Source organism: Pseudomonas wadenswilerensis, from assembly GCF_024749185.1.
In the GTDB taxonomy this organism is placed as follows: Bacteria; Pseudomonadota; Gammaproteobacteria; order Pseudomonadales; family Pseudomonadaceae; genus Aquipseudomonas; species Aquipseudomonas wadenswilerensis.
On the sequence record NZ_CP087191.1, the window covers coordinates 712432 to 736571 of the forward strand.

At 61.1% G+C, this 24140-nt stretch carries 17 protein-coding genes and 1 pseudogene; 11 read left to right on the plus strand and 7 right to left on the minus strand.

What is annotated here, in order from left to right; genetic code table 11:
• Positions 1 to 47: 47 nt before the first annotated feature.
• From recC to yfiB, 6 genes are all read left to right on the plus strand, one after another.
• Positions 48 to 3524 carry an exodeoxyribonuclease V subunit gamma gene (recC, locus tag LOY45_RS03160; RefSeq protein WP_115088876.1) on the plus strand — a complete coding sequence of 1159 codons (3477 nt, stop codon included), beginning with the start codon at positions 48 to 50 and terminating at the stop codon, positions 3522 to 3524.
• Positions 3521 to 7210, plus strand: coding sequence for an exodeoxyribonuclease V subunit beta (gene recB / locus LOY45_RS03165; protein ID WP_258578728.1), 3690 nt, complete (start codon positions 3521 to 3523; stop codon positions 7208 to 7210). Before recC ends, recB begins: the two co-directional genes overlap by 4 nt.
• Entirely contained in the window at positions 7207 to 9288 is a 2082-nt protein-coding gene (recD, locus tag LOY45_RS03170; RefSeq protein WP_258578729.1) for an exodeoxyribonuclease V subunit alpha, read from the plus strand. Before recB ends, recD begins: the two co-directional genes overlap by 4 nt.
• Positions 9289 to 9401: 113 nt before the next feature.
• Positions 9402 to 9977, plus strand: a complete 576-nt coding sequence (gene yfiR / locus LOY45_RS03175) for a regulatory sequestration protein YfiR (protein WP_258578730.1) — start codon at positions 9402 to 9404, stop codon at positions 9975 to 9977.
• Entirely contained in the window at positions 9974 to 11245 is a 1272-nt protein-coding gene (gene dgcN / locus LOY45_RS03180; RefSeq protein WP_258578731.1) for a diguanylate cyclase DgcN/YfiN, read from the plus strand. Before yfiR ends, dgcN begins: the two co-directional genes overlap by 4 nt.
• A 12-nt stretch (positions 11246 to 11257) precedes the next feature.
• Positions 11258 to 11749 carry an outer membrane lipoprotein YfiB gene (gene yfiB / locus LOY45_RS03185; protein WP_267954413.1) on the plus strand — a complete coding sequence of 164 codons (492 nt, stop codon included), beginning with the start codon at positions 11258 to 11260 and terminating at the stop codon, positions 11747 to 11749.
• Here the strand turns inward: yfiB and LOY45_RS03190 are convergent.
• A pseudogene (locus tag LOY45_RS03190) lies at positions 11750 to 11920 on the minus strand (LysR family transcriptional regulator); the annotation flags it as partial.
• 11 nt (positions 11921 to 11931) lie between these two features.
• On the opposite strand from LOY45_RS03190, the gene LOY45_RS03195 reads away from it, so the two are divergent.
• Together LOY45_RS03195 and LOY45_RS03200 are read left to right on the plus strand one after the other, a co-directional pair.
• The gene (locus LOY45_RS03195; RefSeq protein WP_258578732.1) at positions 11932 to 13422 is read left to right on the plus strand and encodes a tyrosine-type recombinase/integrase; all 1491 of its coding nucleotides are present in this window, start codon (positions 11932 to 11934) and stop codon (positions 13420 to 13422) included.
• A 603-nt stretch (positions 13423 to 14025) separates the two neighbouring features.
• Positions 14026 to 14688: an HNH endonuclease signature motif containing protein gene (locus LOY45_RS03200; RefSeq protein ID WP_258578733.1), complete on the plus strand. Its 663-nt coding sequence runs from the start codon at positions 14026 to 14028 to the stop codon at positions 14686 to 14688.
• Between the two features lie 471 nt (positions 14689 to 15159).
• Here the strand turns inward: LOY45_RS03200 and LOY45_RS03205 are convergent, their stop codons facing one another.
• The 3 genes from LOY45_RS03205 to LOY45_RS03215 all read right to left on the minus strand — a co-directional run bounded on the left by LOY45_RS03205 (position 15160) and on the right by LOY45_RS03215 (position 18323).
• On the minus strand, positions 15160 to 15669 hold the full coding sequence (locus tag LOY45_RS03205) for a hypothetical protein (RefSeq protein WP_258578734.1): 510 nt from the start codon (positions 15667 to 15669) through the stop codon (positions 15160 to 15162).
• Between the two features lie 244 nt (positions 15670 to 15913).
• On the minus strand, positions 15914 to 17008 hold the full coding sequence (locus LOY45_RS03210) for a hypothetical protein (protein ID WP_258578735.1): 1095 nt from the start codon (positions 17006 to 17008) through the stop codon (positions 15914 to 15916).
• 367 nt (positions 17009 to 17375) lie between these two features.
• Positions 17376 to 18323 (minus strand): LysR family transcriptional regulator, encoded by a 948-nt coding sequence (locus LOY45_RS03215; RefSeq protein WP_258578736.1) that lies wholly within the window; start codon positions 18321 to 18323, stop codon positions 17376 to 17378.
• A 136-nt stretch (positions 18324 to 18459) separates the two neighbouring features.
• On the opposite strand from LOY45_RS03215, the gene LOY45_RS03220 reads away from it, so the two are divergent.
• Complete coding sequence (locus tag LOY45_RS03220; RefSeq protein ID WP_115088863.1) at positions 18460 to 19986, plus strand: CoA-acylating methylmalonate-semialdehyde dehydrogenase; 1527 nt, start codon at positions 18460 to 18462, stop codon at positions 19984 to 19986.
• A 10-nt stretch (positions 19987 to 19996) separates the two neighbouring features.
• Positions 19997 to 20884 (plus strand): 3-hydroxyisobutyrate dehydrogenase, encoded by an 888-nt coding sequence (mmsB, locus tag LOY45_RS03225; protein ID WP_010226922.1) that lies wholly within the window; start codon positions 19997 to 19999, stop codon positions 20882 to 20884.
• 101 nt (positions 20885 to 20985) lie between these two features.
• Here the strand turns inward: mmsB and LOY45_RS03230 are convergent, their stop codons facing one another.
• Together LOY45_RS03230 and LOY45_RS03235 are read right to left on the minus strand one after the other, a co-directional pair.
• Complete coding sequence (locus LOY45_RS03230; RefSeq protein ID WP_010226921.1) at positions 20986 to 21330, minus strand: cupin domain-containing protein; 345 nt, start codon at positions 21328 to 21330, stop codon at positions 20986 to 20988.
• Between the two features lie 105 nt (positions 21331 to 21435).
• On the minus strand, positions 21436 to 22344 hold the full coding sequence (locus tag LOY45_RS03235) for a LysR family transcriptional regulator (protein WP_258578737.1): 909 nt from the start codon (positions 22342 to 22344) through the stop codon (positions 21436 to 21438).
• 101 nt (positions 22345 to 22445) lie between these two features.
• On the opposite strand from LOY45_RS03235, the gene LOY45_RS03240 reads away from it, so the two are divergent.
• A complete protein-coding gene (locus LOY45_RS03240; protein WP_115088857.1) occupies positions 22446 to 23204 on the plus strand; it encodes a sulfite exporter TauE/SafE family protein in 759 nt (252 codons plus the stop codon).
• A 3-nt stretch (positions 23205 to 23207) separates the two neighbouring features.
• Here LOY45_RS03240 and LOY45_RS03245 read toward each other — a convergent pair whose 3' ends face one another.
• The gene (locus LOY45_RS03245) at positions 23208 to 24140 is read right to left on the minus strand and encodes a phosphatidate cytidylyltransferase (RefSeq protein WP_045195828.1); all 933 of its coding nucleotides are present in this window, start codon (positions 24138 to 24140) and stop codon (positions 23208 to 23210) included.

A 24140-nucleotide genomic window follows, 5' to 3' on the forward strand; every position in this document is an offset into this window, starting at 1 on the left:
GAGCATGATAAGGTTTCCCTCTGCCCGCACAGCCTCAAGGATGCCCAATGCCGCACGCAAACCCACTCATACCAGGTTTCATGGTGGTTCACGGCAATCGCCTGGATGAACTGCGCAGTCTGGTGGTGAGCTGGATGCGGCGTTACCCGCTGGCACCGCTGGAAAACGAAATCGCCCTGGTGCAGAGCAACGGCATCGCCCAGTGGCTGAAGCTGGCCCTAGCCGAAGATCCTGAAGACGACGATCAAGGTGGCTGTGGCATCGCCGCCGCAGTCGAGGTGCAACTACCCGGCAGTTTCATGTGGCAGCTGTACCGCAAGGTGCTGGGCCGCGAAGAAATCCCCGAGGTGTCGCTGCTCGACAAGGCGCCGCTGACCTGGCGTTTGATGCGCCTGCTGCCTGAAGTCATCGACAAACCGCACTTCGAGCCCTTGCAGCGCTTTCTCACCGACGACAGCGACCTGCGCAAGCGCTACCAGTTGGCCGAACGCCTTGCCGACCTGTTCGACCAGTATCAGGTGTATCGGGCCGACTGGCTCAAGGACTGGGCCGCCGGCCGCCATGTACTCAATACCGCCCGTGGCGAATCAAAGCCGCTGCCGGCCGCCAACTGCTGGCAGGCAGAGCTATGGCGCGCCCTGTTGCTGGATGTCGGTGAAGAGGGCATGGCCCAGAGCCGCGCCGGAGTCCATCAGCGCTTTATCGAGCGGATCAATAGCCTGCAGGAGGCGCCACCTGGCTTGCCATCCCGGGTTATCGTCTTCGGCATTTCGTCGCTGCCTGCCCAGGCGCTCGAAGCGCTCGCAGGGCTGGCTCGTTTCAGCCAGGTGCTGCTCTGCGTGCACAACCCCTGCCGTCACCACTGGGCCGACATCGTTGCCGACAAGGACCTGCTGCGCCATCAATACAAGCGCCAGCAACGCAAGCAGGGCATGCCCAGCCTGATCGATGCCGAAACCCTGCATCAACACGCACATCCGTTGCTCGCCGCCTGGGGCAAGCAAGGCCGCGACTATATCAACCTGCTCGACAGCTATGACGACCCTGGCAGCTACCGCGCAGCCTTCAGCGACGGGCGTATCGACCTGTTCAGCGACAGCGCCCCGACAACACTGCTCAACCAGTTGCAGGACGACATTCTTGAGTTGCGTCCGCTGGCCGAAACCCGTGAGCTTTGGCCTGACGTCGACCTGGCCAAAGATCGCTCGGTGCGCTTCCACATCGGCCACAGCCCGCAACGTGAAGTGGAAATCCTCCACGACCAGTTGCTCGCCCGCTTCAGTGCCGACCCGACGCTGCGCCCACGGGACATCATCGTCATGCTCCCGGACATCAATACCTATGCGCCGCACATCCGCGCGGTGTTCGGCCAACTGGACCGCAATGATCCGCGCTTCATCCCCTTCACCTTGACCGACCAGGGCCAGCGTGGCCGAGATCCGCTGCTGATTGCCCTGGAGCACTTGCTGAAGCTACCTGATAGCCGCTTCGCGGTGAGCGAGGTCCTTGACCTGCTCGATGTGCCAGCCTTGCGTGCGCGCTTCGCCATCAAGGAAAGCGACCTTCCGACCTTGCACCGCTGGATCGAAGGCGCCGGCATTCGCTGGGGCCTGAACGCCGAGCAACGCGCGGGCCTCGGCTTGCCGGCGGATCTCGAACAGAACAGCTGGCGATTTGGCTTGCGGCGCATGCTGCTGGGTTACGCCGTCGGTGTCGGCGAAGGCTGCGATGGTATCGAGCCGTTCGATGAAATCGGCGGCCTGGATGCCGCCTTGATCGGCCCGTTGGTGGCCCTGCTCGACGCCCTGGAAATCGCTCACGAGCAACTTTCCCAACCGGCAACTGCTGCCGAGTGGGGCGAGCGCCTGCATGCCTTGCTGCAAGTGTTCTTCCTCGCCGACACCGAGCATGACGACTATCTGCTGGTGCAACTGCAGACCCTGCGCGAAACCTGGTTGCAGACCTGTGAATCGGTTGGCCTGCAAGACTTGCTGCCGCTCACCGTGGTTCGCGAAGCCTGGCTGGCCGGGCTCGACCAAGGGCGCTTGTCCCAGCGTTTTCTTGCAGGTTCGGTAAATTTCTGCACCTTGATGCCCATGCGTGCGATCCCGTTCAAGGTGGTCTGCCTGCTGGGCATGAACGATGGCGACTACCCGCGTGCGCAACCGCCGCTGGACTTCGACCTGATGGGCAGCGACTACCGTCCGGGTGATCGCTCGCGCCGTGAAGACGACCGCTACCTGTTGCTCGAAGCGCTGCTTTCGGCCCGTGACCAGCTGTATGTCAGCTGGGTCGGGCGCAGCATCCGCGATAACAGCGAACGCCCGGCCTCGGTGCTGATTGGCCAGTTACGCGACCATCTGGCTACGGGTTGGCGTCTGGCCGATGCCGAGATCGGTGGCAAGCTCAATGCAGGTGAGCAGTTGCTGCATGCCCTGACGGTGGAGCATCCGTTGCAGCCGTTCAGCGCCCGCTACTTCCACAAGGGCAGCAGCCTGTTCAGTTATGCACGGGAATGGCGGACGCTGCACCTCCCTGGCGAAGAGCAGATCAATGAGGACGAGCTGCCGCCATACAACAGCGATGAACCGCTGACGCTGAGCTTGTTGCAGGACTTTCTGCGCCATCCGGTGCGGCATTTCTTCAGTCAGCGGCTGAAGGTCTTTTTCGAGTCGGCGCAAGCGCCGCTGGCCGATGAGGAGCCCTTCGTCCTCGATGCCCTGCAGCGCTACAGCCTGAGCGAAAGCCTGCTGGCCGCAGCCCTGGCCGATCCGGATGACAGCGCCCGGGCGCTTACCACCCAGGCCCGCCGCCTGCAGGGTTACGGGCTGTTGCCACTGGCCGGCTTCGGCGAATGCCTGCAGGCCGAGTTGATCGAGCCATTGCCCGACCTGTTGCAGCGTTATCAACAGTTGCTGCAGCAATGGCCGATGCCTGTGGATAACGCCTTGCCGATCCGTTTCGAGTACCGCCAGCTCAAGCTCGAAGGCTGGTTGGGCCGGGTCTATCAGCGGGAGGATCAATCCCTGCTGAGCATCACTACCTTGCCCAACGGCATCAGCAGTGGCCGCACACTGAAATGGCACCGGCTGACGCCGACCTGGGTCATGCACCTGGCCGCCTGCGCGGTTGGTTTGCCATTGCACAGTGCAGTGGTCGCCACCGATGTCACCCTGTTGCTCGCCCCCCTGGAGCAGGCCCGCGCCGCTGAATTGCTGGGCGATCTGCTGCTGGCCCGCCAGGCGGGTATGAATGCGCCGCTCCCGGTAGCAGTCAAGACCGCCTTTGCCTGGTTGGCCCAGAGCGATGCCGACAAAGCCCTGGCTGCAGCCGCCAAGGCCTACGACGGCGATGGTCAGAACACCTTCGGCGAGCGCAGCGAAAGCACCGCGCTGGCCCGACAGTTCAGCGATTTCGCGGCACTCAGTGCCAGTGAAGAATTCGAAGGCTGGTGCGAGGCCCTGTACCGCCCGATATTCGAAGCGCCCTGGCAGACGCCGGGGAAAGAGGAGAGCGCTCGATGAGCCTTGGTGTTGCCCCAGCCCCCCTGGCACTGACCTTTCCCTTGCATGGCAGCCAGTTGATCGAGGCCAGTGCCGGTACCGGCAAGACCTTCACCATCTCGGCGTTGTACCTGCGCCTGGTGCTCGGCCATGGCGGTGAACAGGGCTTTGGCCGCGAGCTGTTGCCACCACAGATCCTGGTGGTGACCTTCACCGACGCCGCTACCAAGGAGCTGCGTGAACGCATCCGCACCCGCCTGGCAGAAGCCGCGCGCTACTTCCGTGGTGAGTTGAGCGAAGCCGATCCCTTGCTCCAGCAATTGCGCGATGACTATGAGCCGTCGCTGTGGGCGGCGTGCGCCAACCGCCTGGACGTGGCCGCACAGTGGATGGACGAAGCTGCGGTGTCGACCATCCACAGTTGGTGCCAACGCATGCTGCGCGAGCACGCCTTCGACAGCGGCAGCCTGTTTACCCAGACCCTGGAAACCGACCACAGTGACCTGCTCGGCCAGGTCATGCGCGATTACTGGCGACGCTTCTGCTACAGCATGCAGGGCGATGCGCTGGCCTGGGTTCGCGCCCATTGGGTCAGCCCCGAAGCCTTGCTGCCACGGGTCCGCGCGCTGTTCGGCCGGCAGCGCATCGAGAGCGATGAGGAAGAGCCCCAGGCGCTGATCGAAGCGGTGCTGCAGCAACGTACTGAACTGCTGCGCACGCTCAAGGCGCCCTGGGCGCAATGGTCCGGCGAGTTGCTGCAGATCTGCCGTGACGGCCTGGCCGCCAAGCAGGTTGACGGGCGCAAGATGCAGGCGCGCTACTTCGAGCCCTGGTGCGAAAAACTCAAGGCCTGGGCCGAGGACGACCAGGCGCTGGAGCTGGACCTGGGCACCGGCTTCAGCCGCTTTACCCGTGCCGGCATGACCGAAGCCTGGAAGGGCGAGCCGCCAGTCCACCCGGCACTCCAGGCGATGGAGGGTCTGCGCGACCAGCTTCAGGGCCTGCCCACGCCTGATGCCTGTCTGCTCGAGCACGCTGCTGCCTGGGTCGGCGCCCGCTTTGAACAGGAAAAACGCCGCCGCGCCGAGATGGGCTTCGACGACATGCTCCTGCGTCTCGACCACGCGTTGCACGGTGATGCCGGCGAGCGCCTCGCCGGGCTGATCCGTGAACAGTTCCCGGTGGCCCTGATCGACGAGTTCCAGGACACCGACCCGGTGCAGTACCGGATCTTCCAGCGCATCTACCGGATTGAAGAGAACGCACGCGATACCGGCCTGTTCCTGATTGGCGACCCCAAGCAGGCAATCTATGCCTTCCGCGGCGCCGACATCTTCACCTACCTGGGGGCGCGGCGGGCCACGGCCGGGCGCCTGCACAGCCTCGATACCAACTACCGTTCGAGCCAGGCCATGGTCACGGCGGTCAACCATGTGTTCATGCAGGCCGAAGTGCGCGAGCAGGGCCGTGGCGCCTTCCTGTTCCGCGACGGCAGCAACAACCCGGTGCCGTTTCTCGAGGTCAAGGCCAAGGGCCGCAGCGAGCAGCTGCAGGTCGATGGCTCGCCGGTACCCGCACTCAACCTCTGGCAACTGAGCAGTGAAGAGCCGGTATCCGGCGCTGTTTATCGTCAGCAACTGGCCGCCAGCTGTGCCAGCCAGATCGTTGCCTTGCTCAATGGCGGGCAGCAGGGTCGCAGTGGTTTCGTGCAGTCCGATCGGTCGCTGCGCGGCTGCCTGCCTTCGGATATCGCCATTCTGGTGCGCGATGGCCGCGAGGCGCAGTTGATTCGTGCCGAATTGGCGGCCCGCGATGTGCGCAGCGTTTACCTGTCGGACAAGGACTCGGTGTTCGCCGCCCAGGAAGCCCATGACCTGCTGGCCTGGCTCAAAGCCTGCGCCGAGCCGGATGCCGAGCGCCTGCTCAAGGCGGCGCTGGCCAGCATTACCCTCAACCTGCCGCTCAGCGCCCTGGCAAAATTGAACCAGGATGAGCGGGTGTGGGAGCGCTGGGTCATGCAGTTCCGCCAGTACCGGCTGATCTGGCGCGGCCAGGGTGTACTGCCGATGCTGCGGCGCCTGCTGCATGACTTCGATCTGCCCCAGGTATTGATGGCCCGCAGTGATGGCGAACGGGTGCTGACCAACCTGCTGCACCTGGCCGAGCTGCTGCAGCAGGCGGCTACCGAGCTGGATGGCGAGCAGGCGTTGATTCGTCACCTGGGCGAGCACCTGGCCAGTTCCGGCCAGGCCGGCGAGGAGCAGATCCTGCGCCTGGAAAGCGACGAGCAACTGGTCAAGGTGGTGACCATCCACAAGTCCAAGGGCCTGGAATATCCCTTGGTGTTCCTGCCCTTCATCTGCACCAGCAAGCCGGTGGATGGCTCGCGCTTGCCACTGGCCTGGCACGACAGCGAAGGCCAGGCGCACCTGACCCTGACCCCGGATGCCGAACAGATCGCCCGGGCCGACGATGAGCGCCTGGCCGAAGACCTGCGCCTACTCTACGTGGCCTTGACCCGCGCCCAGCATGCCTGCTGGCTCGGCGTTGCCGACCTCAAGCGCGGCGCCGGCAAGACCTCGACCCTGCATCGTTCAGCCCTGGGTTACCTGTTGGGCGGCGGCAGCGCCCTGTCAGCCTCGACCCAGCTGGGCGATTGGCTGCAGGCCTTGCAGGCCGGTTGCCCGGCCATCGCCAGCATCGAGCTGCCAGCGCCTGATGAGCAGGCCTACAGCGCCCCGCTCAACCAGGCCGAACTGCTACCCGCGCGCCAGCCCAAACGCCGGGCTGCAGAAAACTGGTGGATCGCGTCCTACAGCGCCTTGCGCATCGGCGAAGAGGCCATGACCCTGGCGGCCGACAGCTCCCAGGCGCAACAACTGCTCGATGACGAGCGCCCCGACCTGCAGCAGTTGCGTGAAGTCATGCCCGGTAGCGGCGACATTCACCGCTTCCCCCGCGGGCCGAACCCCGGCACCTTCCTCCACGGCCTGCTCGAATGGGCCGGGCATGAAGGTTTTGCCCAGGTCAGCGCCGATCCCGAGCAATTGACCCGCACCGTTGGCCAGCGCTGCAACCGCCGCGACTGGACCGGCTGGATCCCGACCCTCAGCCAGTGGTTGCAGCAATTGCTCGAGCAACCCATGGCCCTGGCGCCCGACAGTTCGCCGTTGTCCTTGAGCCAGCTACGCCAGTACCAGATCGAAATGGAATTCTGGTTTGCCAGCCACAAGGTCGATGTAGGTCGGCTCGATCAACTGGTGTGCGAATACACCCACCAGGGCGTTGCACGCCTGGCTGCGCAACCGGCGCTGCTCAATGGCATGTTCAAGGGTTTTATCGACCTGGCCTTCGAACACGATGGCCGCTATTACGTGGCGGACTACAAATCCAACTGGCTGGGTCCTGATGACCAGGCCTACAGCGAACTGGCCATGGAAGGGGCGATCCTCGGCCACCGCTACGACCTGCAATACGTGCTCTACCTGCTGGCCCTGCACCGCCAGTTGCGCGCGCGGCTGCCCGGTTATGACTACGACCAGCATGTCGGCGGGGCGCTGTTTGTCTTCTTGCGCGGTGTCGATTCGCCATCCCGCGGCCTGTATTTCGTCAAGCCCCCGCGCGAGCTGATCGAGCAGCTCGACGCCCTGTTCCGCGGTGTCAGCACCCCGCAACAACACGACCTGTTTCTCGGAGACGCACCATGAGCCGTAGCCTCGACGACCTGCTCCCTACGCCACTGGATGCCCGCCATCTGGCCGCGCTGGAGCCGCTGAGCAAAGGCGCAGACCTGCTTGCCTTGCTCGATCGCTGGGTCGAGCGTGGCTGGTTGCGTGCCCTGGACCGGGCCTTTGTGAGTTTTCTCGGTGAGCGCGACCCGGGCGGCGAACCCTTGGTGCTGCTGGCGGCGGCACTGGCCAGTCATCAGTTGGGCCACGGCCATGTCTGCCTGGATCTGGGTGAAACCCTGGCCGAGCCGGATTTCGCCCTGTCGCTGCCACCGGAAGGCGATGCCCTGGCCGGGCCGCTGCTGTTGCCGTCGCAGCTGCTTGAGCGCCTGGAGCTCGACACCTGGCTGCAGCAACTGAACCACAGTCGGCTGGTGGCCCACGGCAGCAGTGCGGAAGACAGCGCGCGCCCGTTGGTGCTCAATGGCCGGCGCCTGTATCTGCGCCGTTACTGGGCCTACGAGCGGCGTATCGACAACGCTTTGCGCGAGCGCCTGCAGCAGGTCGAGCCGACCCCGGCGGATCTTTCGGCGCGGTTGGCGCAACTGTTCGACGGCGGCGCTCCCAGCGGTCAGGTGGATTGGCAAAAGCTGGCCTGCGCCCTGGCCACCCGCAGTGCCTTTAGCATCATTACCGGCGGCCCGGGTACCGGCAAAACCACCACGGTGGTGCGTTTGCTGGCCTTGCTGCAAGCGCCCGCCGTCGAGGCTGGCCGGCCACTGCGCATCCGCCTGGCGGCACCCACCGGCAAGGCCGCAGCGCGCCTGACCGAGTCCATCGGCCAGCAGGTCGAGCGCCTGGCGGTGGCCGCCGAGGTCCGTGAGAACATTCCCACCGACGTCTCCACCGTCCACCGCCTGCTCGGCAGTCGCCCGGGCTCGCGGCATTTCCGTCACCATGCCGGTAACCCGCTGCCGCTGGATGTGCTGGTCGTCGACGAAGCCTCGATGATCGACCTGGAAATGATGGCCAACCTGCTTGGCGCCCTGCCGCCCCATGCGCGTCTGGTGCTGCTGGGCGACAAGGACCAGCTCGCTTCGGTGGAGGCCGGCGCGGTACTCGGCGACCTGTGCCGCGATGCCGAAGCCGGGCGCTACAGCCCCGAGACGCAGGCCTGGCTGGAGCAGGTCAGTGGTGAGGCCCTGGCCGGCAGCGAGCTGCTGCCGGGCAGTTCCGGGCAGTATCCCCTGGCGCAGCAAGTGGTGATGCTGCGCTATTCGCGGCGCTTCGGCGAAGGCAGCGGCATCGGCCAGCTGGCGCGCCTGGTCAACCGCCAGGACGCCGAGCAGGCGCGGGCCTTGCTCAACCAGAAACTCAACGATGTGTTCGCCCTGAGCCTGCGCGGCGAACAGGACCGCAACTTCGATCGCTTGTTGCTCGACGGCCTGGGCCGCGGCAGCGACGGGCCACAGGGCTATCGCAGCTACCTGCAGGCCCTCCGTCAGCAGCGCCCGCCGCTCGGCACGCCGGTGGATGACCCGCGCTGGGAAAGCTGGGCCATGCAGGTGCTGCGGGGCTTCGAGACCTTCCAGCTGCTGTGCGCCGTACGCAAGGGGCCCTGGGGTGTCGAGGGTCTGAATCAACGGGTCAGCCGGGTGCTCGGTGCCGCCGGGCTGATCGACAGCGAACAGCCCTGGTACGAAGGCCGCCCGGTGCTGATGACCCGCAACGACTACGGCCTGGGCCTGATGAACGGCGATATCGGCATCGCCCTGCGCCTGCCGGATGAGCAGCATGAAGGGCAGCAGGTGCTGCGCGTGGCCTTCGCCCGCAACGACGGGCACGGCGGCGTGCGTTTCGTCCTGCCGAGCCGGCTCAACGAGGTCGAAACCGTGTTCGCCATGACCGTGCACAAGTCCCAGGGCTCGGAGTTCACCCATACTGCGCTGGTGCTGCCGGATGCCTTGAACCCGGTGTTGACCAAGGAATTGATCTACACCGGTATCACCCGGGCCAAGACCTGCTTTAGTTTGATCGAGCCGCGTCAGGGTGTGTTTGAGGACGCGGTGCGGCGCAAGGTCAAACGCATCTCGGGGCTGATGCTGGAGCAGGTATAACCACGACGATTCGGCCTTTTACCGGATCGCCGGCAGGCTGCTCCCTCGCTGGAAAATCGGGCTCTGTGCTATCGTTGCGGCATCATCCTGCGTGGTTTTAAGAGATTTCCTTCATGAATGTGGCCGCCCCGATATCGGGACGTGTGACAAACCTGACGCGTTCGCTGCTGGGCGCGTTGCTGTTGCTGTTCGGCGCACAAGCCTGCGCCGAGGCACAGGCCACTTCGAACCTGGCCGAGCAGCGGGCCAAGGCAGTGACCCAGGTCGTGCTGGGTATCCTCAGTTATGCACGCTGGCCGGTTGAGCCGGCGCAACTTCGCCTGTGCCTGATCGGCCCGACCGAATACGCCGACGATCTGGTCAAGGGGACTACCCAGGCCACAGGCCGGCCGGTGCAGGTACGCCGGCTGTTGGCCGACGACCCGCGCATCGCCAGTGAATGCGATGCGATCTATATCGGCAAGCTCAGCCAGGACGAGCGCAGCCGACTGTTTACTGCGTTGAGCGGTCATCCGGTCCTGAGCATGAGCGAAGCTGACGACCCGTGTACGGTCGGCAGCCTGTTCTGCCTGCGGGTCAGTGATCGCCAGGTGGCCTTTGACGTCAACCTCGACTCGGTGGCGCGCAGCGGCGTGCGCATTCACCCCAGCGTGCTGCAGCTATCGCGGCGGCGGGCGGCGCAACCATGATCGGCTTTGGCAAGGGGCGCGAGCGCCCGACCCTGCGTGCCGTCCTCGGCCGCCGCCACCTGAGCGTCGCGCTATTGGCTGTCGGCCTTGCCGGGGTCTCCCTGACGCTGCTCGGTGTATTGGCCCTGCGCGTGTACGCCAATCACAACCTGCATCTGATTGCTCGTTCGATCAATTACACCGTTGAAGCGGCGGTGGTGTTCAACGACGCTGGCGCGGCCAACGAGGCGCTGGCGCTGATCGCCGCCGCTGAAGAGGTGGCCGACGCCAAGGTCTTCGACGACAACGGCGAGCTGTTGGCCCGCTGGCAGCGCAGCGAAAGCGGCTTGCTGGCGCAGGCCGAGCAACTGATAGTCCGCAGCCTGCTGGAAGAACCAATCATCCTGCCGGTGCTGCACCAGGGCCAGCAGGTCGGGCGCATCGAGCTGGTGGGGCAGGGCGGCAGCCTGGTGCGCTTCCTGCTCAGTGGCCTGGCCGGGATCCTGCTGTGCACGGCGCTCAGCGCCTTCAGCGCGCTGTACCTGTCGCGGCGAATGTTCGGCGATATCGTCGGGCCGCTGCGCAGCCTGGCCAATGTCGCCCATGCCGCACGCCGCGAGCGCAGCTTCGACCGCCGCGTGCCGCCGGCGCAGATCGCCGAGCTCAACGAACTGGGTAACGACTTCAACGCCTTGCTCGACGAGCTGGAGTCCTGGCAGAACCACCTGCAGAGCGAGAATGAAAGCCTTGCCCACCAGGCCAGCCACGACAGCCTCACCGGCCTGCCCAACCGGGCGTTTTTCGAGGGCCGCCTGAGCCGCACCCTGCGCAATGCGGAAAAACACCAGGAGCACCTGGCGTTGCTGTTTCTCGACAGTGACAACTTCAAGGAGGTCAACGACAGCTTTGGTCACGCGGCTGGCGATGAGGTGTTGATCAGCGTCGCGACACGGGTGCGCGCGCAGCTGCGCGAAAATGACCTGGTGGCCCGCCTGGGGGGGGACGAGTTCGCCGTGCTGCTGGCGCCGCTGCACAAGCGCGACGATGCCCTGCGCATCGCCGAGAAGATTGCCGCCAGCATGAAACTGCCGATCCGCCTGGGCGAAGGGCAGATCATCGTCACCTCGCTGAGCATCGGCATTGCCTATTTCCCCGATGACGGCCTGACGCCGTCAGACCTGCTCAATGCCGCTGATGCGGCGATGTATCAGGCCAAGCGCAATCTGCGCGGCCAGGGGCAAATGGCAGAGACGGAGCGCTCTGCCCAACACGTAAAAAACAGGAGCTGAACCGTGATTCACCTGAGCCAACGTTTACGTTTTCACTTTATCTGCCTGGCCCTGGCGCTGTTCGCCCTGGGCGGCTGCCAGAGCGTGCCGCCCAAGGGCCTGACCGCCGAACAGATTGCCCTGCTCAAGCAAGAGGGCTTCCAGCTCACCGATGAAGGCTGGGAGTTCGGCCTGTCGAGCAAAGTGCTGTTCGGCAGCGATGTCGACACCCTCAACGCCCAGAGCAGGACTATCGTCGAGCGCATAGGCAAGTCGCTGCTGTCGGTGAACATCCAGCGCGTGCGGGTCGACGGACACACCGATGCCTCGGGCAAGGCCGCCTACAACCAGCAACTGTCCAAACGTCGGGCGCAGAGCGTAGCCAATGTCCTGGTGGGCATCGGCATGCGCCCCGAGAACGTCGAAACCCGCGGCCTCGGTAGCAGCGAGCCGGTGGCCAGCAACGACACACGCGCCGGGCGCCTGGAAAACCGCCGGGTGTCGATCGTGGTCGCCTCCGACTGATCAGTCGGCAAAGCTCATCGTGCGCGACTCGCCCATCAGCAGCGGGGTGTTGCGCTCGGTGACTTCGCGGATGTAATCCCACAACAGGGTAATCCGCTTCAACTTCCTCAAGTCCTCGCGGCAGTACATCCAGAATTGCAAGGAAAGAAAGGTTAACCCAATGAATTCGGGGGCTAACCGCCATGAACATCCTTGCAGAGCGTCGTCCTGTCACAAGTGCTGTCACAAGTTTTGCCGTTCATCTGAGGCCGACTACCCGGCTCGCCAAGCTCTACCACTATCGACGCAACGGCATTTACTATCTGCGCCTCCGCGAAACTGGCAGCACCACTCAATCTGCGTCCGTTTCCCTTAAGACTACCGATAGACGAGCCGCTATGGACGCTTCACAACGACTTGCAGAGACCATTAAGGCATTCCATCTGGATCATCCCAAGGCGACCTTTAGCGAGCTGAAGGAGCATCTGCTGTGGATGGCTGAGAATCTGCTGTCTACAGCTCATGAGGTCCATTCGTTGCGTGACTGGGGCGACCTTTACGAAGACGTGAAGACGAACCTCGCTGAGATCGCTGCCACGATGCCGCTCAGTGTCGATCAGCACGAACATGTGATGAACGCTAAGCAGGTGATGATTGCTGCTCAGGCAAGACTACAAGGCGACTCCGTACCTTTGGTGAAGATCATTCGGGACCTTGAAGGCAGTCACGGGCAAGCGGGGGAGGTTGTCCCTTCGTCTGTATCTGTTTTAACTCCTTCGATGACTTTTGAGATTCTCTCGGGTCTCTACTTGGCTGACCGTGGGCAGGACCAAAAGGCTTCTACTCTCAAGGAAACCAAAGTCTGCCATAACACTCTCTCGGCTCAACTTGGAGAGCTTGACCTAAGGAACCACTCAAGGGCTGATCTTGTGGCCCTTCGGGATCGTCTCTCAGAGGGGCGTATGGCTTCTACTGTGAACAAGCTGATTATCAAGCTATCTGCCGTTCTTACATGGGCGGTTGAGAATGGTCACTTACTCAAGTCATACGATAAGAAACTCAAGCTGACCAAGGGTCTTGAGTCCACCCGTAGAGCGTTCTCTCAAGACCAGATAGGCAGCCTCATGACCTACGCTAACGAGCTCCCTGATACATCATGGAAACGCTGGTTACTGAGTCTGGGCATCATCACGGGTGGGCGCCTTAATGAGATCTCTCAGTTGAGCGTTAGCGACATTCAGACCCTTGAGTCAGGCATTGTCGTTATCCACATCAATGAGGCAGGTGAGGGTAAGTCCATCAAGAACAAGCGAAGTGAGAGGCTGGTGCCGTTGACTGATGGCGCCTACGGATTCGACCTTCAAGCGTTCCTGAAGTATGTCGAGGAGTGCAAACATAATGGCTCTGAAAGGCTGGCTCAGATTGGCTACAAGACTGCGGGAGAGTGGGCGAATCAGCAAGCTATCCCTCAAGCCCTCGGGGAGTCCTTCAAGTCTGGCCTGACCTTCCATTCATTGCGTCACTCACTGGCCTCTCTGATGCAAGTTAGGGGCATTCCTACTGCTCATGCTCAGGCTGTAATGGGGCACGCTTCGGGAACGGTCACCTTTGATATCTATGGCTCAGGTGTCCCGGTAATGGTCATTGCTGAAATGCTCAAGGGTTTGCTTTGTGGGCGCGTTGAGAGCCACTGAGGCGCTCGTTACGAACCTTCAAATCTGAATCTTAGGAAGAAATTCGGGGACTCAGTTTTAGAGTGAGTCCCGAACCTTGAGGCTTTACCTACTCACCAGTAGTGTTGGTCCGAACATTCAGTTTCCACCTGACCGCGCCTTGCGCTGCTGTGTGTTGATGATGATTCTGAGGGGGGAATGGGTCGTTTTTGTTTGAGGTGATTTCGCGCTTGCAGCCCGTGCAGGTGTAGATCCCCGAGACTGGTACGGCGTCGCCTGTACTGTAGATTGTTCGCCACCACTCATTGGTATCAGTGACCAAGGTGAGTTTCGATGCGCTGGTATGCCATGCCATTTGGTATTTCCTATCCATGATTTTCGGGTCCTGATCGAATCACTGATCTCGCGGTGATGTCAATACGACTTCATGGGCGTCAAGCTGGGTGACGGCGTTACTTTCTACGGTCCTACGAGAAATTTAATCGACTCTGGGTCTTGGCCTGGCCTTGCCGCGTAAACGTAGGAACGTGGGCTACTGGTCTCGAAGGGTAGGAAACTGGTCGTAGGATTTAAAACCCTCACTATGGCCACAGGCACATACCTACCCAACACAGGAGACCAACTATGACCACCGCCACCAAGATAAAGCTTCAAGGCACCAATGTATCTGTATGCCTATTACCGCCCATTGAGATCCTTGAGGCTCGTTATAAGCTCAGTGACGACCACGAGGGCATCGTCGCGCGAGACTTCAAGCTGATCCCCGGCAAGACCCGTAGAGGAACCTCAGAGGGCGCCCCCGTGGGCACCTACTCAAATAGCTCACTCCGTCAACAAGTAGAAGTGACGTGGATGGATGGAGATATTAAATACAAAGTTCGAGTCCAAAAATCCCGCATTGTTTATAGAATGGCTAACGGGGGATTTGATGAGTCTCTGGTTATTGACCATATCGACGGTAACCCAAACAACAATCATCCGTGTAACCTACGCCCGCTTACTTATCATGAGAACTTTGGCAATCGCGCATCGGCTCTTAAAGATAAGTATCCAAAGAAGGACCCGCATCTGCCTACAGGCGTGACCCGTGATCACAAATACACTTCAGGTGTTCGATATATTGGGAAGACTACCATTAAAGGAATAACCCATAAGTGTTACTTTGAGAACCCCAGAGCTGCCCAGCATTGGCTCGCTACAATCAAGGAGAACCATTTGGGCTTTTCAGCGCGCAGGGATGAAAAGGGTCTGATCATTGGGGCTCCTCAGTGGAAGTCCATGCAATAGCCACATGGTCAGTAGCCTCACTATGGCCACCCAGAGAGTATCAACCTCTGCGGGCATCTACCGGGCTCCTCAACGACCCGACCTGAGACCACCGAGTGCCAAGTGCGACCACCTTCAAAGTGACACGCCAACACTCAACTGTCCCCGGTAAGCAGACCTTCGCGTCTGGCTCCAGTAGGAAGGAGCGAACATTGATATTGCTGATCGTTAGCCGTTGCCACTCAAGGGCATCGCTGGGAAGCCTTGCACGGGATTGGGGCCACCGTGTATTGCTCAATGTTCATGGGGACCTTTAACTTAAAGATTCTAAAGGCTGCTAATCGAATAATATTAGTTATAATTATTTAAATAGATCTTGCTCTTATCTAAAGTTGTCTTTAAGTAGGTGGTGGTCTATCGGTCGCAATAATCCAGTTACCTCAAAGAGTAATCTGTGCGCTATCACCTTAAAGCTCAATGGTCTGCCAAGTTTCAGATTTCAAGATGGCGCTTCACCAGCGTGACGCTTTTCTGAACTGCGTTACTCAGGGCTGATAGGTGATTTTTGTATGCTTCATCGTAAGGGGTTCTGTTAAATTTTTTGATCCAATTTTCTTGGCTTTCCATTCGAGCAATTCGCTGTTCATGGATGAATTTAATCAGCGGTTGTTGGGCGGCCATAATAGCCAAAATTTCTGCCTTGAGCTCGGGGAAATATAGGCTCTGAAGCATGCGAGCTTCATCAAGAGGTGATGGCACATCATGGTCCTCGTTACGAAAGACCAGTGTATTGTACTTATCGCTAAGCCACTGGGAGTGTGCATAAAGAGCTTTAACAAGAGCTTCCACTTTGGAGCCTAAAAGTTTGTTTCTCTCGCGCCGTGAAGATAGAAGGTGGACAACGACTTGACCTGATATACCACCGACGATAGCCAGTGCGCCACCTATAATAACAGGTAGTGAATTGGCAAAGACCTCGTATACGGTAAGGGAAGTAGTCATTCGAGACCTCATGTTTGATAGGTTTTACTCAGGATGGTATCCAACAACAGAGTAGCCTGCCCCAGCTCCCTCTGATTCTATTGCCTCTAATAAAACTGATCTTACAAATCTCGTAGATGACTTTGGGGATGTCGTATGCGTTCTACTCGGGCAGTGATGGGCGGCTGGGGATCAGGAGCTCCCAAAGGACCCTGTAAGGCCGTCTGATTTAACCCCGCATAATTGGCCGTGCGCTCATTTAGTCTCAACTAATCTTAATGTCCCCTATAACGTCTTTCCGTGTGATCAGCGGAATCTCAGGTTTTATCGGAGATAGTTTGGAGACAGAGCTGGCCAATGCGCCAAGCTGCTGCATGCAAAGATGTGCGTATTCCAGAGAGTCCCGAGCGGAGGAAACGTCCTCAATGATGTTTTTAAATCGCGCAAATGTCAGTTCAGGGTCCTCGAAGTAACGGCCAGACACCCGCTCTTTTGTTAAGGCTGCCGGATTGCTTGGCAAAGGTAGCTTAATGGCTGGCAACAGTTCTCCCTGAGTTAGTTCAAGGGTTCGTGTGACCGCAAAAAGCGTTCTTCCTGCGTTTGCCAAAGGGGCAACATGAACAACCAGATCCCTATAAGCCCCAAGCTCGAACAGCCATTGACCAGATTTCGCTGATGCGTTGATCTCCCTTCCAGCGGCATCTGTGGGCGGTTGGGATTTCCACTTTTTCAGGAGTCCGCTCAAGGTAGTTATCTTGTTGGCATCTGAATCGGAATTTCTAAGCATTACTTCCGAGTAAAATTCAGACAGGTAATCTCTCAGTACGCAGGCGTCTACAAGAAACGATTGTAGGGCTAAATAGCATAAGGACGTATAGCCATCGAGGAAGCGATGATCCGCCTTAAAGGGTTTTGCCTGAAGTCGGCCATTTAACTGCTCCGCATAGGCTTCTGATAGCTGACGAAGGCGCCACTCACAAGCTCTGAGCTGGTGAGAGATTCGAGAGGCTAAATCGTAAAGTAAACCGTTTTTTTGTTTGAAAGCGCCGTTGGCAATAAATGACCACTCGTGACCTTGATCTGTACACAGCCAAGCCGGGTTCGCCGCAATGTTCTTAGACCGCCACTCAGGTGGGCTAACGCCTTTAGCTGCTTCTTCTGTAGTGAAAAAATCACAACCAATGACATTCAACCCTAATCTTTTCGTGTCGGAGTAAAGGCTTCCAAAGCTTTTCAGCGTGATTTGAATGCCTCTGCTGCTAACTGTATTGGGGCGCACCGTTGCCTTTGGGTCCATCCCATTGAATAGCCGTCCTCCTCCATGCAAATGAAGCTCGCGTAGCACGGGATGCCATTCCATTCACTCGATCCTTCTGGCGGTGTAGGTGAGATTTGGTTTCAGGGCAGCTTTGCACCTATGGTTTTCTATGTCAAAAGTGCAACTGCGCATCCAATGTGCTCTTTTGCTGCGGTCGCGTGTGTCTCCTTGGCGGGAATTTGATAGAAATTTCCGAGACATCACCTCACCAATTCATCCTCGCGCAGGTTCCCCCGTATGCCCTCGCGCAGGCGCCACACCGATGCGTGCATGGTGTCCTTAACGCGCCATGTGCGCCACTGTAAGAACCCTTTCGACTGTCACAAGGTCTGTACCAACCCTGTCACAAATCGTTGCCAATAGCCCGCAGACCTCGTTAGGATAAGCTTCCCTTTCTCCTTGTAGACTCTCAGTCTGCGAACCGAAGATCCCGCGTTTCGCCCAGCAATAACGGGCGATTCAGCTCAGTAACCTCCCTGATGTAATCCCACAACAGGGTGATCCGCTTGAGCTTCCTCAGATCCTCGCGGCAGTACATCCAGAACTGCCGGGTAATCGCCACTTCCTCGGGCAAAATCGCCACCAGGCGCGGGTCCTGCGCGGCCAGAAAACACGGCAGTATCGCCAGGCCACGACCCTGCTGGGCCGCCACGTACTGGGCGATCACGCTGGTGCTGCGCAGGTTGGCGCTGGCGGCCGGGATCAGGTTGGCCAGGTAAAGGAGCTCGGAGCTGAAGGCCAGGTCGTCGACATAGCTGATGAACTGATGCCGGGCCAGGTCGCTGCTGCGGGTGATCGGCTCGTGGCTGTCCAGGTACTCCTGGGTGGCGTACAGGCGCAGGCGGTAGTCGCACAGCTTGCAGCACACGTAAGGCCCGTGCTCCGGGCGCTCCAGGGCGATGACGATGTCGGCCTCGCGCTTGGACAAGCTGATGAAGTGCGGCAGCGGCAGGATGTCCACCGAGATCGCCGGGTAGGCGTCGACGAAATGGCTCAACTGCGGGGTGACGAAGAAGCTGCCGAAGCCTTCGGTGCAGCCCATGCGCACATGCCCCGACAGCGCCACGCCGGAACCGGAGACCTGCTCGCACGCCATGTGCAGGGTGCTTTCGATCGACTCGGCATAACTGAGCAGGCGCTGGCCTTCGGCAGTCAGGACAAAGCCGTTGGTCCGCGATTTTTCGAACAGCAAGGTGCCCAGCGCCACTTCCAGCGAACTGATCCGCCGCGACACCGTGGTGTAGTCGACGCCCAGGCGTTTGGCTGCGCTGCTGGCCTTGCGGGTGCGCGCCACTTCAAGAAAGAACTTCAGGTCATCCCAGTTCAACGACCCCAGGGAGGTGATGTTTTTTTGCATGTTGGTCCGGCTTTTATGTGCGTTCTTATTAGATGTTTGCACATCTATACTCCAAAAAAGCCCTGGACCCAAGCGCCCGCCGTGGCTGATCCGGTGGCGTCGATCTCTCCCTAACAACAATTTCAGGAGAACGCACATGAACGCATCCCTCACCCCCGGCCAGACCAAGGTCGAGCAGGTCAAGCTGCTGATCGACGGCCAATGGGTCGAATCGAAAACCAGCGAATGGCGCGACGTGGTCAACCCGGCCACCCAGCAAGTGCTGGCCCGCGTACCCTTCGCCACCGCCGAAGAAGTCGACGCCGCCATCGCCGCCGGCCAGCGTGCGTTCAAGACCTGGCGCGACACCCCGATCGGCGCGCGCATGCGCATCATGCTCAAGCTGCAGGCGCTGATTCGTGAACACTCCAAGCGCATCGCCGTGGTCCTCAGTGCCGAACAGGGCAAGACCATTGCCGACGCTGAAGGCGATATCTTCCGCGGCCTGGAAGTGGTCGAGCATACCTGCAGCATCGGCAGCCTGCAGATGGGCGAGTTCGCCGAGAACGTTGCCGGCGGCGTCGATACCTACACCCTGCGCCAGCCGATCGGCGTCTGCGCCGGGATCACCCCGTTCAACTTCCCGGCGATGATCCCGCTGTGGATGTTCCCGATGGCCATCGTCTGCGGCAACACCTTCGTGCTCAAGCCATCCGAGCAGGACCCGCTGTCGACCATGATGCTGGTGGAGCTGGCCATCGAAGCCGGTGTGCCGGCCGGCGTGCTCAACGTCGTCCATGGTGGCAAGCAGGTGGTCGATGCGCTGTGCACCCACAGCGACATCAAGGCGATCTCCTTCGTCGGCTCCACTGAGGTCGGCACTCACGTGTACAACCTGGCTGGTCAGCACGGCAAGCGCGTGCAGTCGATGATGGGCGCGAAGAACCACGCCGTGGTGCTGCCGGACGCCAACCGTACGCAAACCCTCAATGCCCTGGTCGGTGCCGGTTTCGGCGCGGCCGGTCAGCGCTGCATGGCCACCTCGGTCGCGGTGCTGGTGGGCAAGGCCCGCGAGTGGCTGCCGGAGCTCAAAGAGCTGGCCGCCAACCTCAAGGTCAACGCCGGCAGCGAGCCGGGTACCGATGTCGGCCCGCTGATTTCAAAGCGCGCCAAGGAGCGGGTGCTGGGCCTGATCGAAAGCGGCATCAAGGAAGGCGCCAAGCTTGAGCTCGATGGCCGCGAAGTCAGTGTGCCAGGCTACGAGCAAGGCAATTTCGTTGGCCCGACCCTGTTCTCCGGGGTGACCACCGACATGCAGATCTACACCCAGGAAATCTTCGGCCCGGTGCTGGTGGTGCTGGAAGTCGACACCCTCGACGAAGCTATCGCCCTGGTCAACCGCAACCCCTTCGGCAACGGCACCGGCTTGTTCACCCAGAGCGGTGCGGCGGCGCGCAAGTTCCAGAACGAAATCGACGTTGGCCAGGTCGGCATCAACATTCCGATTCCTGTACCGGTACCGTTCTTCAGCTTCACAGGCTCGCGCGGCTCCAAACTCGGCGACCTCGGCCCGTACGGCAAACAGGTGGTGCAGTTCTACACTCAGACCAAGACCGTCACCAGCCGCTGGTTCGATGATGACAGCGTCAACGATGGCGTGAACACCACCATCAGCCTGCGCTAAGGAGCTCATCATGCGTATCGCATTCATCGGCCTGGGCAACATGGGCGCACCCATGGCCCGCAACCTGATCAAGGCCGGGCATCAGCTGAACCTGTTCGACCTGAACAAGACCGTGCTGGCTGAACTTGCCGAGCTCGGTGGGCAGATCAGCAGCTCGCCGCGCGACGCCGCGCAGCAGAGCGAGCTGGTGATCACCATGCTGCCAGCTGCTGCCCACGTGCGCGGTGTGTACCTCAACGAAGACGGTGTGCTGGCCGGTGTCAAGGCCGGTACCCCGGTGGTTGACTGCAGCACCATCGACCCGCAGACGGCCCGCGATGTAGCGGCTGCTGCGGCCAAACAGGGCGTCGACCTGGCCGATGCACCGGTGTCCGGTGGTACCGGTGGCGCTGCGGCCGGCACCCTGACCTTCATGGTTGGTGCCAGCGACGCGCTGTTCGCCACCCTGCAACCGGTGCTGGCGCAGATGGGCCGCAACATCGTCCACTGCGGCGATGTCGGCACCGGGCAAATTGCCAAGATCTGCAACAACCTGCTGCTGGGCATCTCGATGATCGGCGTGTCCGAAGCCATGGCCCTGGGCAATGCGCTGGGGATCGACACCAAGGTATTGGCCGGGATCATCAACAGCTCAACCGGCCGCTGCTGGAGTTCGGATACCTACAACCCGTGGCCGGGCATTATCGAGACGGCCCCGGCATCGCGTGGCTATACCGGTGGCTTTGGTGCCGAGCTGATGCTCAAGGACCTGGGGCTGGCGACAGAAGCCGCACGTCAGGCGCACCAGCCGGTAATTCTCGGCGCGGTGGCCCAGCAGCTGTACCAGGCCATGAGTTTGCGCGGCGAGGGTGGCAAGGATTTCTCGGCGATTGTCGAAGGTTATCGCAAGCCCGAGTAAAAAGAGCATCGCCAGCAAGGCTGGCTCCCACAGGTACTGCGCACACATCATTCTGTGGGAGCTGGCCTTGCCAGCGATGGGCTGCGAAGGCAGCCCCGGCATCAGGCAAAAACGAAGTACTTGCGTACTGTCTCCACCACTTCCCAGGTGCCTTTCATCCCCGGTTCGATGACGAACACATCACCGGCTTTCAGGTGCACCGGCTGCTCACCTTCCGGGGTGATCACGCAGTAGCCGTCCAGAAAATGGCAATACTCCCACTTCTCGTAATTGACCTGGAACTTGCCCGGCGTGCAGATCCAGGTGCCCATGATCTTGCTGCCATCGGCCGACACATAGGCGTTGAGGTTGACGGTGTGCGGGTCGCCGCCGATGCGTTGCCACTTGGTCGCATCCAGCACGGGGGTAGGGCAGGTCTCGCGCAGCACGGTGATGAAATCGGACATTCCAGGCTCCAGAGGATGGCTCAAAGGTCCATCACCATAGGCGCGATCGGTGCCCGGCAAATGTCTGGTCTCGACCTTCAGGTGTCTGGGAGCGCAAATCAGTGCCTATCGATCAAGGCTGTCGCCAAAGCCGCGGATCACTTCCAGCAGCGCTTTGACCCGTTGCGGCAGCGTGCCGGCCGGGTACACCGCGTGCATTTGCGGGCTGTCGCCGTTACTGGCGGTCAGCCGGTACTCGGCGCAGACCCGCTGCAGGCGCCCAGCCTGCACCTCGGGTTCGGCCAGCCAGTCGGCCAGGCGGGCGATGCCGACACCGGCCAGGGCGGCCTGGAATACGGCAACCCCGGAGCTGAAGCGAAACCTGGGGTGCACTCGCAGGCTGACGGCCTGATCGGCGCTGCGAAACTTCCACTCCTTGAGAATCCGCGGCGCGGTATGCAGGATCAGCGCATGCGCTTCCAGTGCCTCGATCGTCTCGGGTACGCCATGCCGGTGCAGGTAAGCGGGGCTGGCATACAGCGAGCGTGAGTAGCGCCACAGGGGGTAGCCGATCAGCTCGCTGTCCTGGGCGAAGGCGCCACGAATCGAGAAATCCAGTTTGCTTTTGGCCGGGTCGATCGGCTCGTCGCTGAAGATCACATCGACGTTCACCTGCGGGTAGCGCTCGCCGTACTGTGCAATCAGACCGGGCAATACCTGCGCCAGCGATTCGGGGGCGGAAAACCGCACCCAGCCGGAAGCCAGGCCGCTGAGCCCGGTCAGCTCCTCATCGGCCTCACGTTGCAGATCGAGCATTTTGTAGGCGTAGGGCAGCAAGCGTTCACCTGCCTCGGTCAGGCTTACGGCGTTGCTCGAGCGATTGAACAGCTTGGCCCCGGCGTTTTCTTCCAGGGCTTGCACGGCACGGGTCACAGCACTGGGCGAGCTTCCCAGGGCGCGTGCTGCGGCGACGAAGCTGCGCTTGCGGGCAACCATTGCGAAGGCTTCCAGCTCCGCGAGCATATCCAGGGCCATGTGTTACCTCGTTGCAGTTTTTGCAATATGGCATTGCAACACAAAACCCGGACGTTGGTTAACCTTGGCGCGCCCGTCCTTGACTGCCAGAGCCTGAAACCATGGTCGATATCGTCGTTCTTTGTGTGTTTGCCTTTGCCGCCGGGCTGATCGATGCGGCGGTGGGTGGTGGCGGGCTGATCCAGATTCCGGCGCTGTTCAACGTGCTGCCGGCATCGCCACCGGCCGCATTGCTGGGCACCAACAAGGTTGCCTCGGCGTGCGGTACGGCGTTTGCCGCACGCTCGTTCGTGCGCAAGGTGGTGATCGACTGGGGGCTGGTGATCCCGGCGGCCTGTGCAGCCTTTGCCATGGCCTTCGTCGGCGCCGCCACGGTGTCACTGGTGCCGCAGTCGCTGATGCGCCCGGCGGTGCTGGTGCTGATTGTGCTGATGGCGATCTACACCTTCTGGAAAAAGGACTTCGGTACCCTGCACAAGCCGATGCGCATCGGCACCCGCGAGAAGCTGCTGGCGGTCGTCATCGGTGGCGCCATCGGCTTTTACGACGGCCTGTTCGGACCCGGCACCGGCAGCTTTCTGATCTTCCTGTTCATTCGCTGCTTCGCCTTCGACTTCCTGCATGCCTCGGCGTCGGCGAAACTGGTGAACATCGCCACCAACGTCGCCGCACTGATGTTCTTCATCCCCACCGGCAACGTGCTCTACCTGATCGCCATCCCCATGGCCGCCTTCAACATCCTCGGCGCGTTGACCGGCACCTGGCTGGCGGTGCACAAGGGCGTGCCCTTTGTTCGCGCGCTGTTCCTGGTGTTGCTGCTGATCTTGATCGGCAAGCTGTCCTACGACCTGTTGGTCTGACGATCAGGCCCACCAGTAACGGACGAAGTGGAAGAACACCGGCGCGGCGAAGCATACCGAGTCCATGCGGTCGAGCATGCCGCCGTGGCCTTCGATCATATGGCCCCAGTCCTTCACGCCGCGGTCGCGCTTGATCGCCGACATCACCAGGCCGCCGGCAAAGCCCATGAGGTTGACGGTCAGGGCCATCAGCGCCGCCTGCCAGAAGCTGAACGGGGTGATCCAGCACAGGGTGGCGCCGATCAGAGTGGCCAGGGCCACGCCACCGACCAGGCCTTCGACGGTCTTTGAGGGTGACAGCTTGGGCGCCACCTTGTGCTTGCCGAACAGCTTGCCGCAGACGTACTGCAGCACATCGGAGATTTGCACCACGAGGATCAGCCAGGCAATCAGCAGCAGGTTGCGGCCTTCGTATCCGGGGATATCCAGGGTCATCAAGGCCGGTACCGAGGACAGGCAGTAGACCGCGATCATCAACCCCCACTGCACCTTCGAGGCACGCTCCAAAAAGCGCGTGGTATCGCCGCCGAAGCTGGCCAGGATCGGCAGCAGCAGGAACAGATAGACCGGGATGAAAATGCTGAACAGTCCGTACCAGTCCATGGCAATCAACAGGTACTGCACCGGCAGGGCGACATAGAACGCCGCGACCAGTGCCGGGTAGTCGCTGCGCCGGGTTGGTGTCAGGGTGAGGAATTCACGCAGGGCGTAGAACGACACGCAGTAGAACAGCAGGATCACCCCCAGCTTGCCGAACAGAAACGCCAGGCCGATGACCAGGACCATCACCCACCAGGCGTTGATCCGCGCGTTGAGGTTGTCGATTACCGCGTGGGGCGCCGGGCCGGCGCGCCATTTGAGCAGGCGGCCGATCAGGCTGGCGAGCAACAGCAGGCCGCCAATGCCGGCGAACAGCGAAAGGGTGTTGTTGTCCAT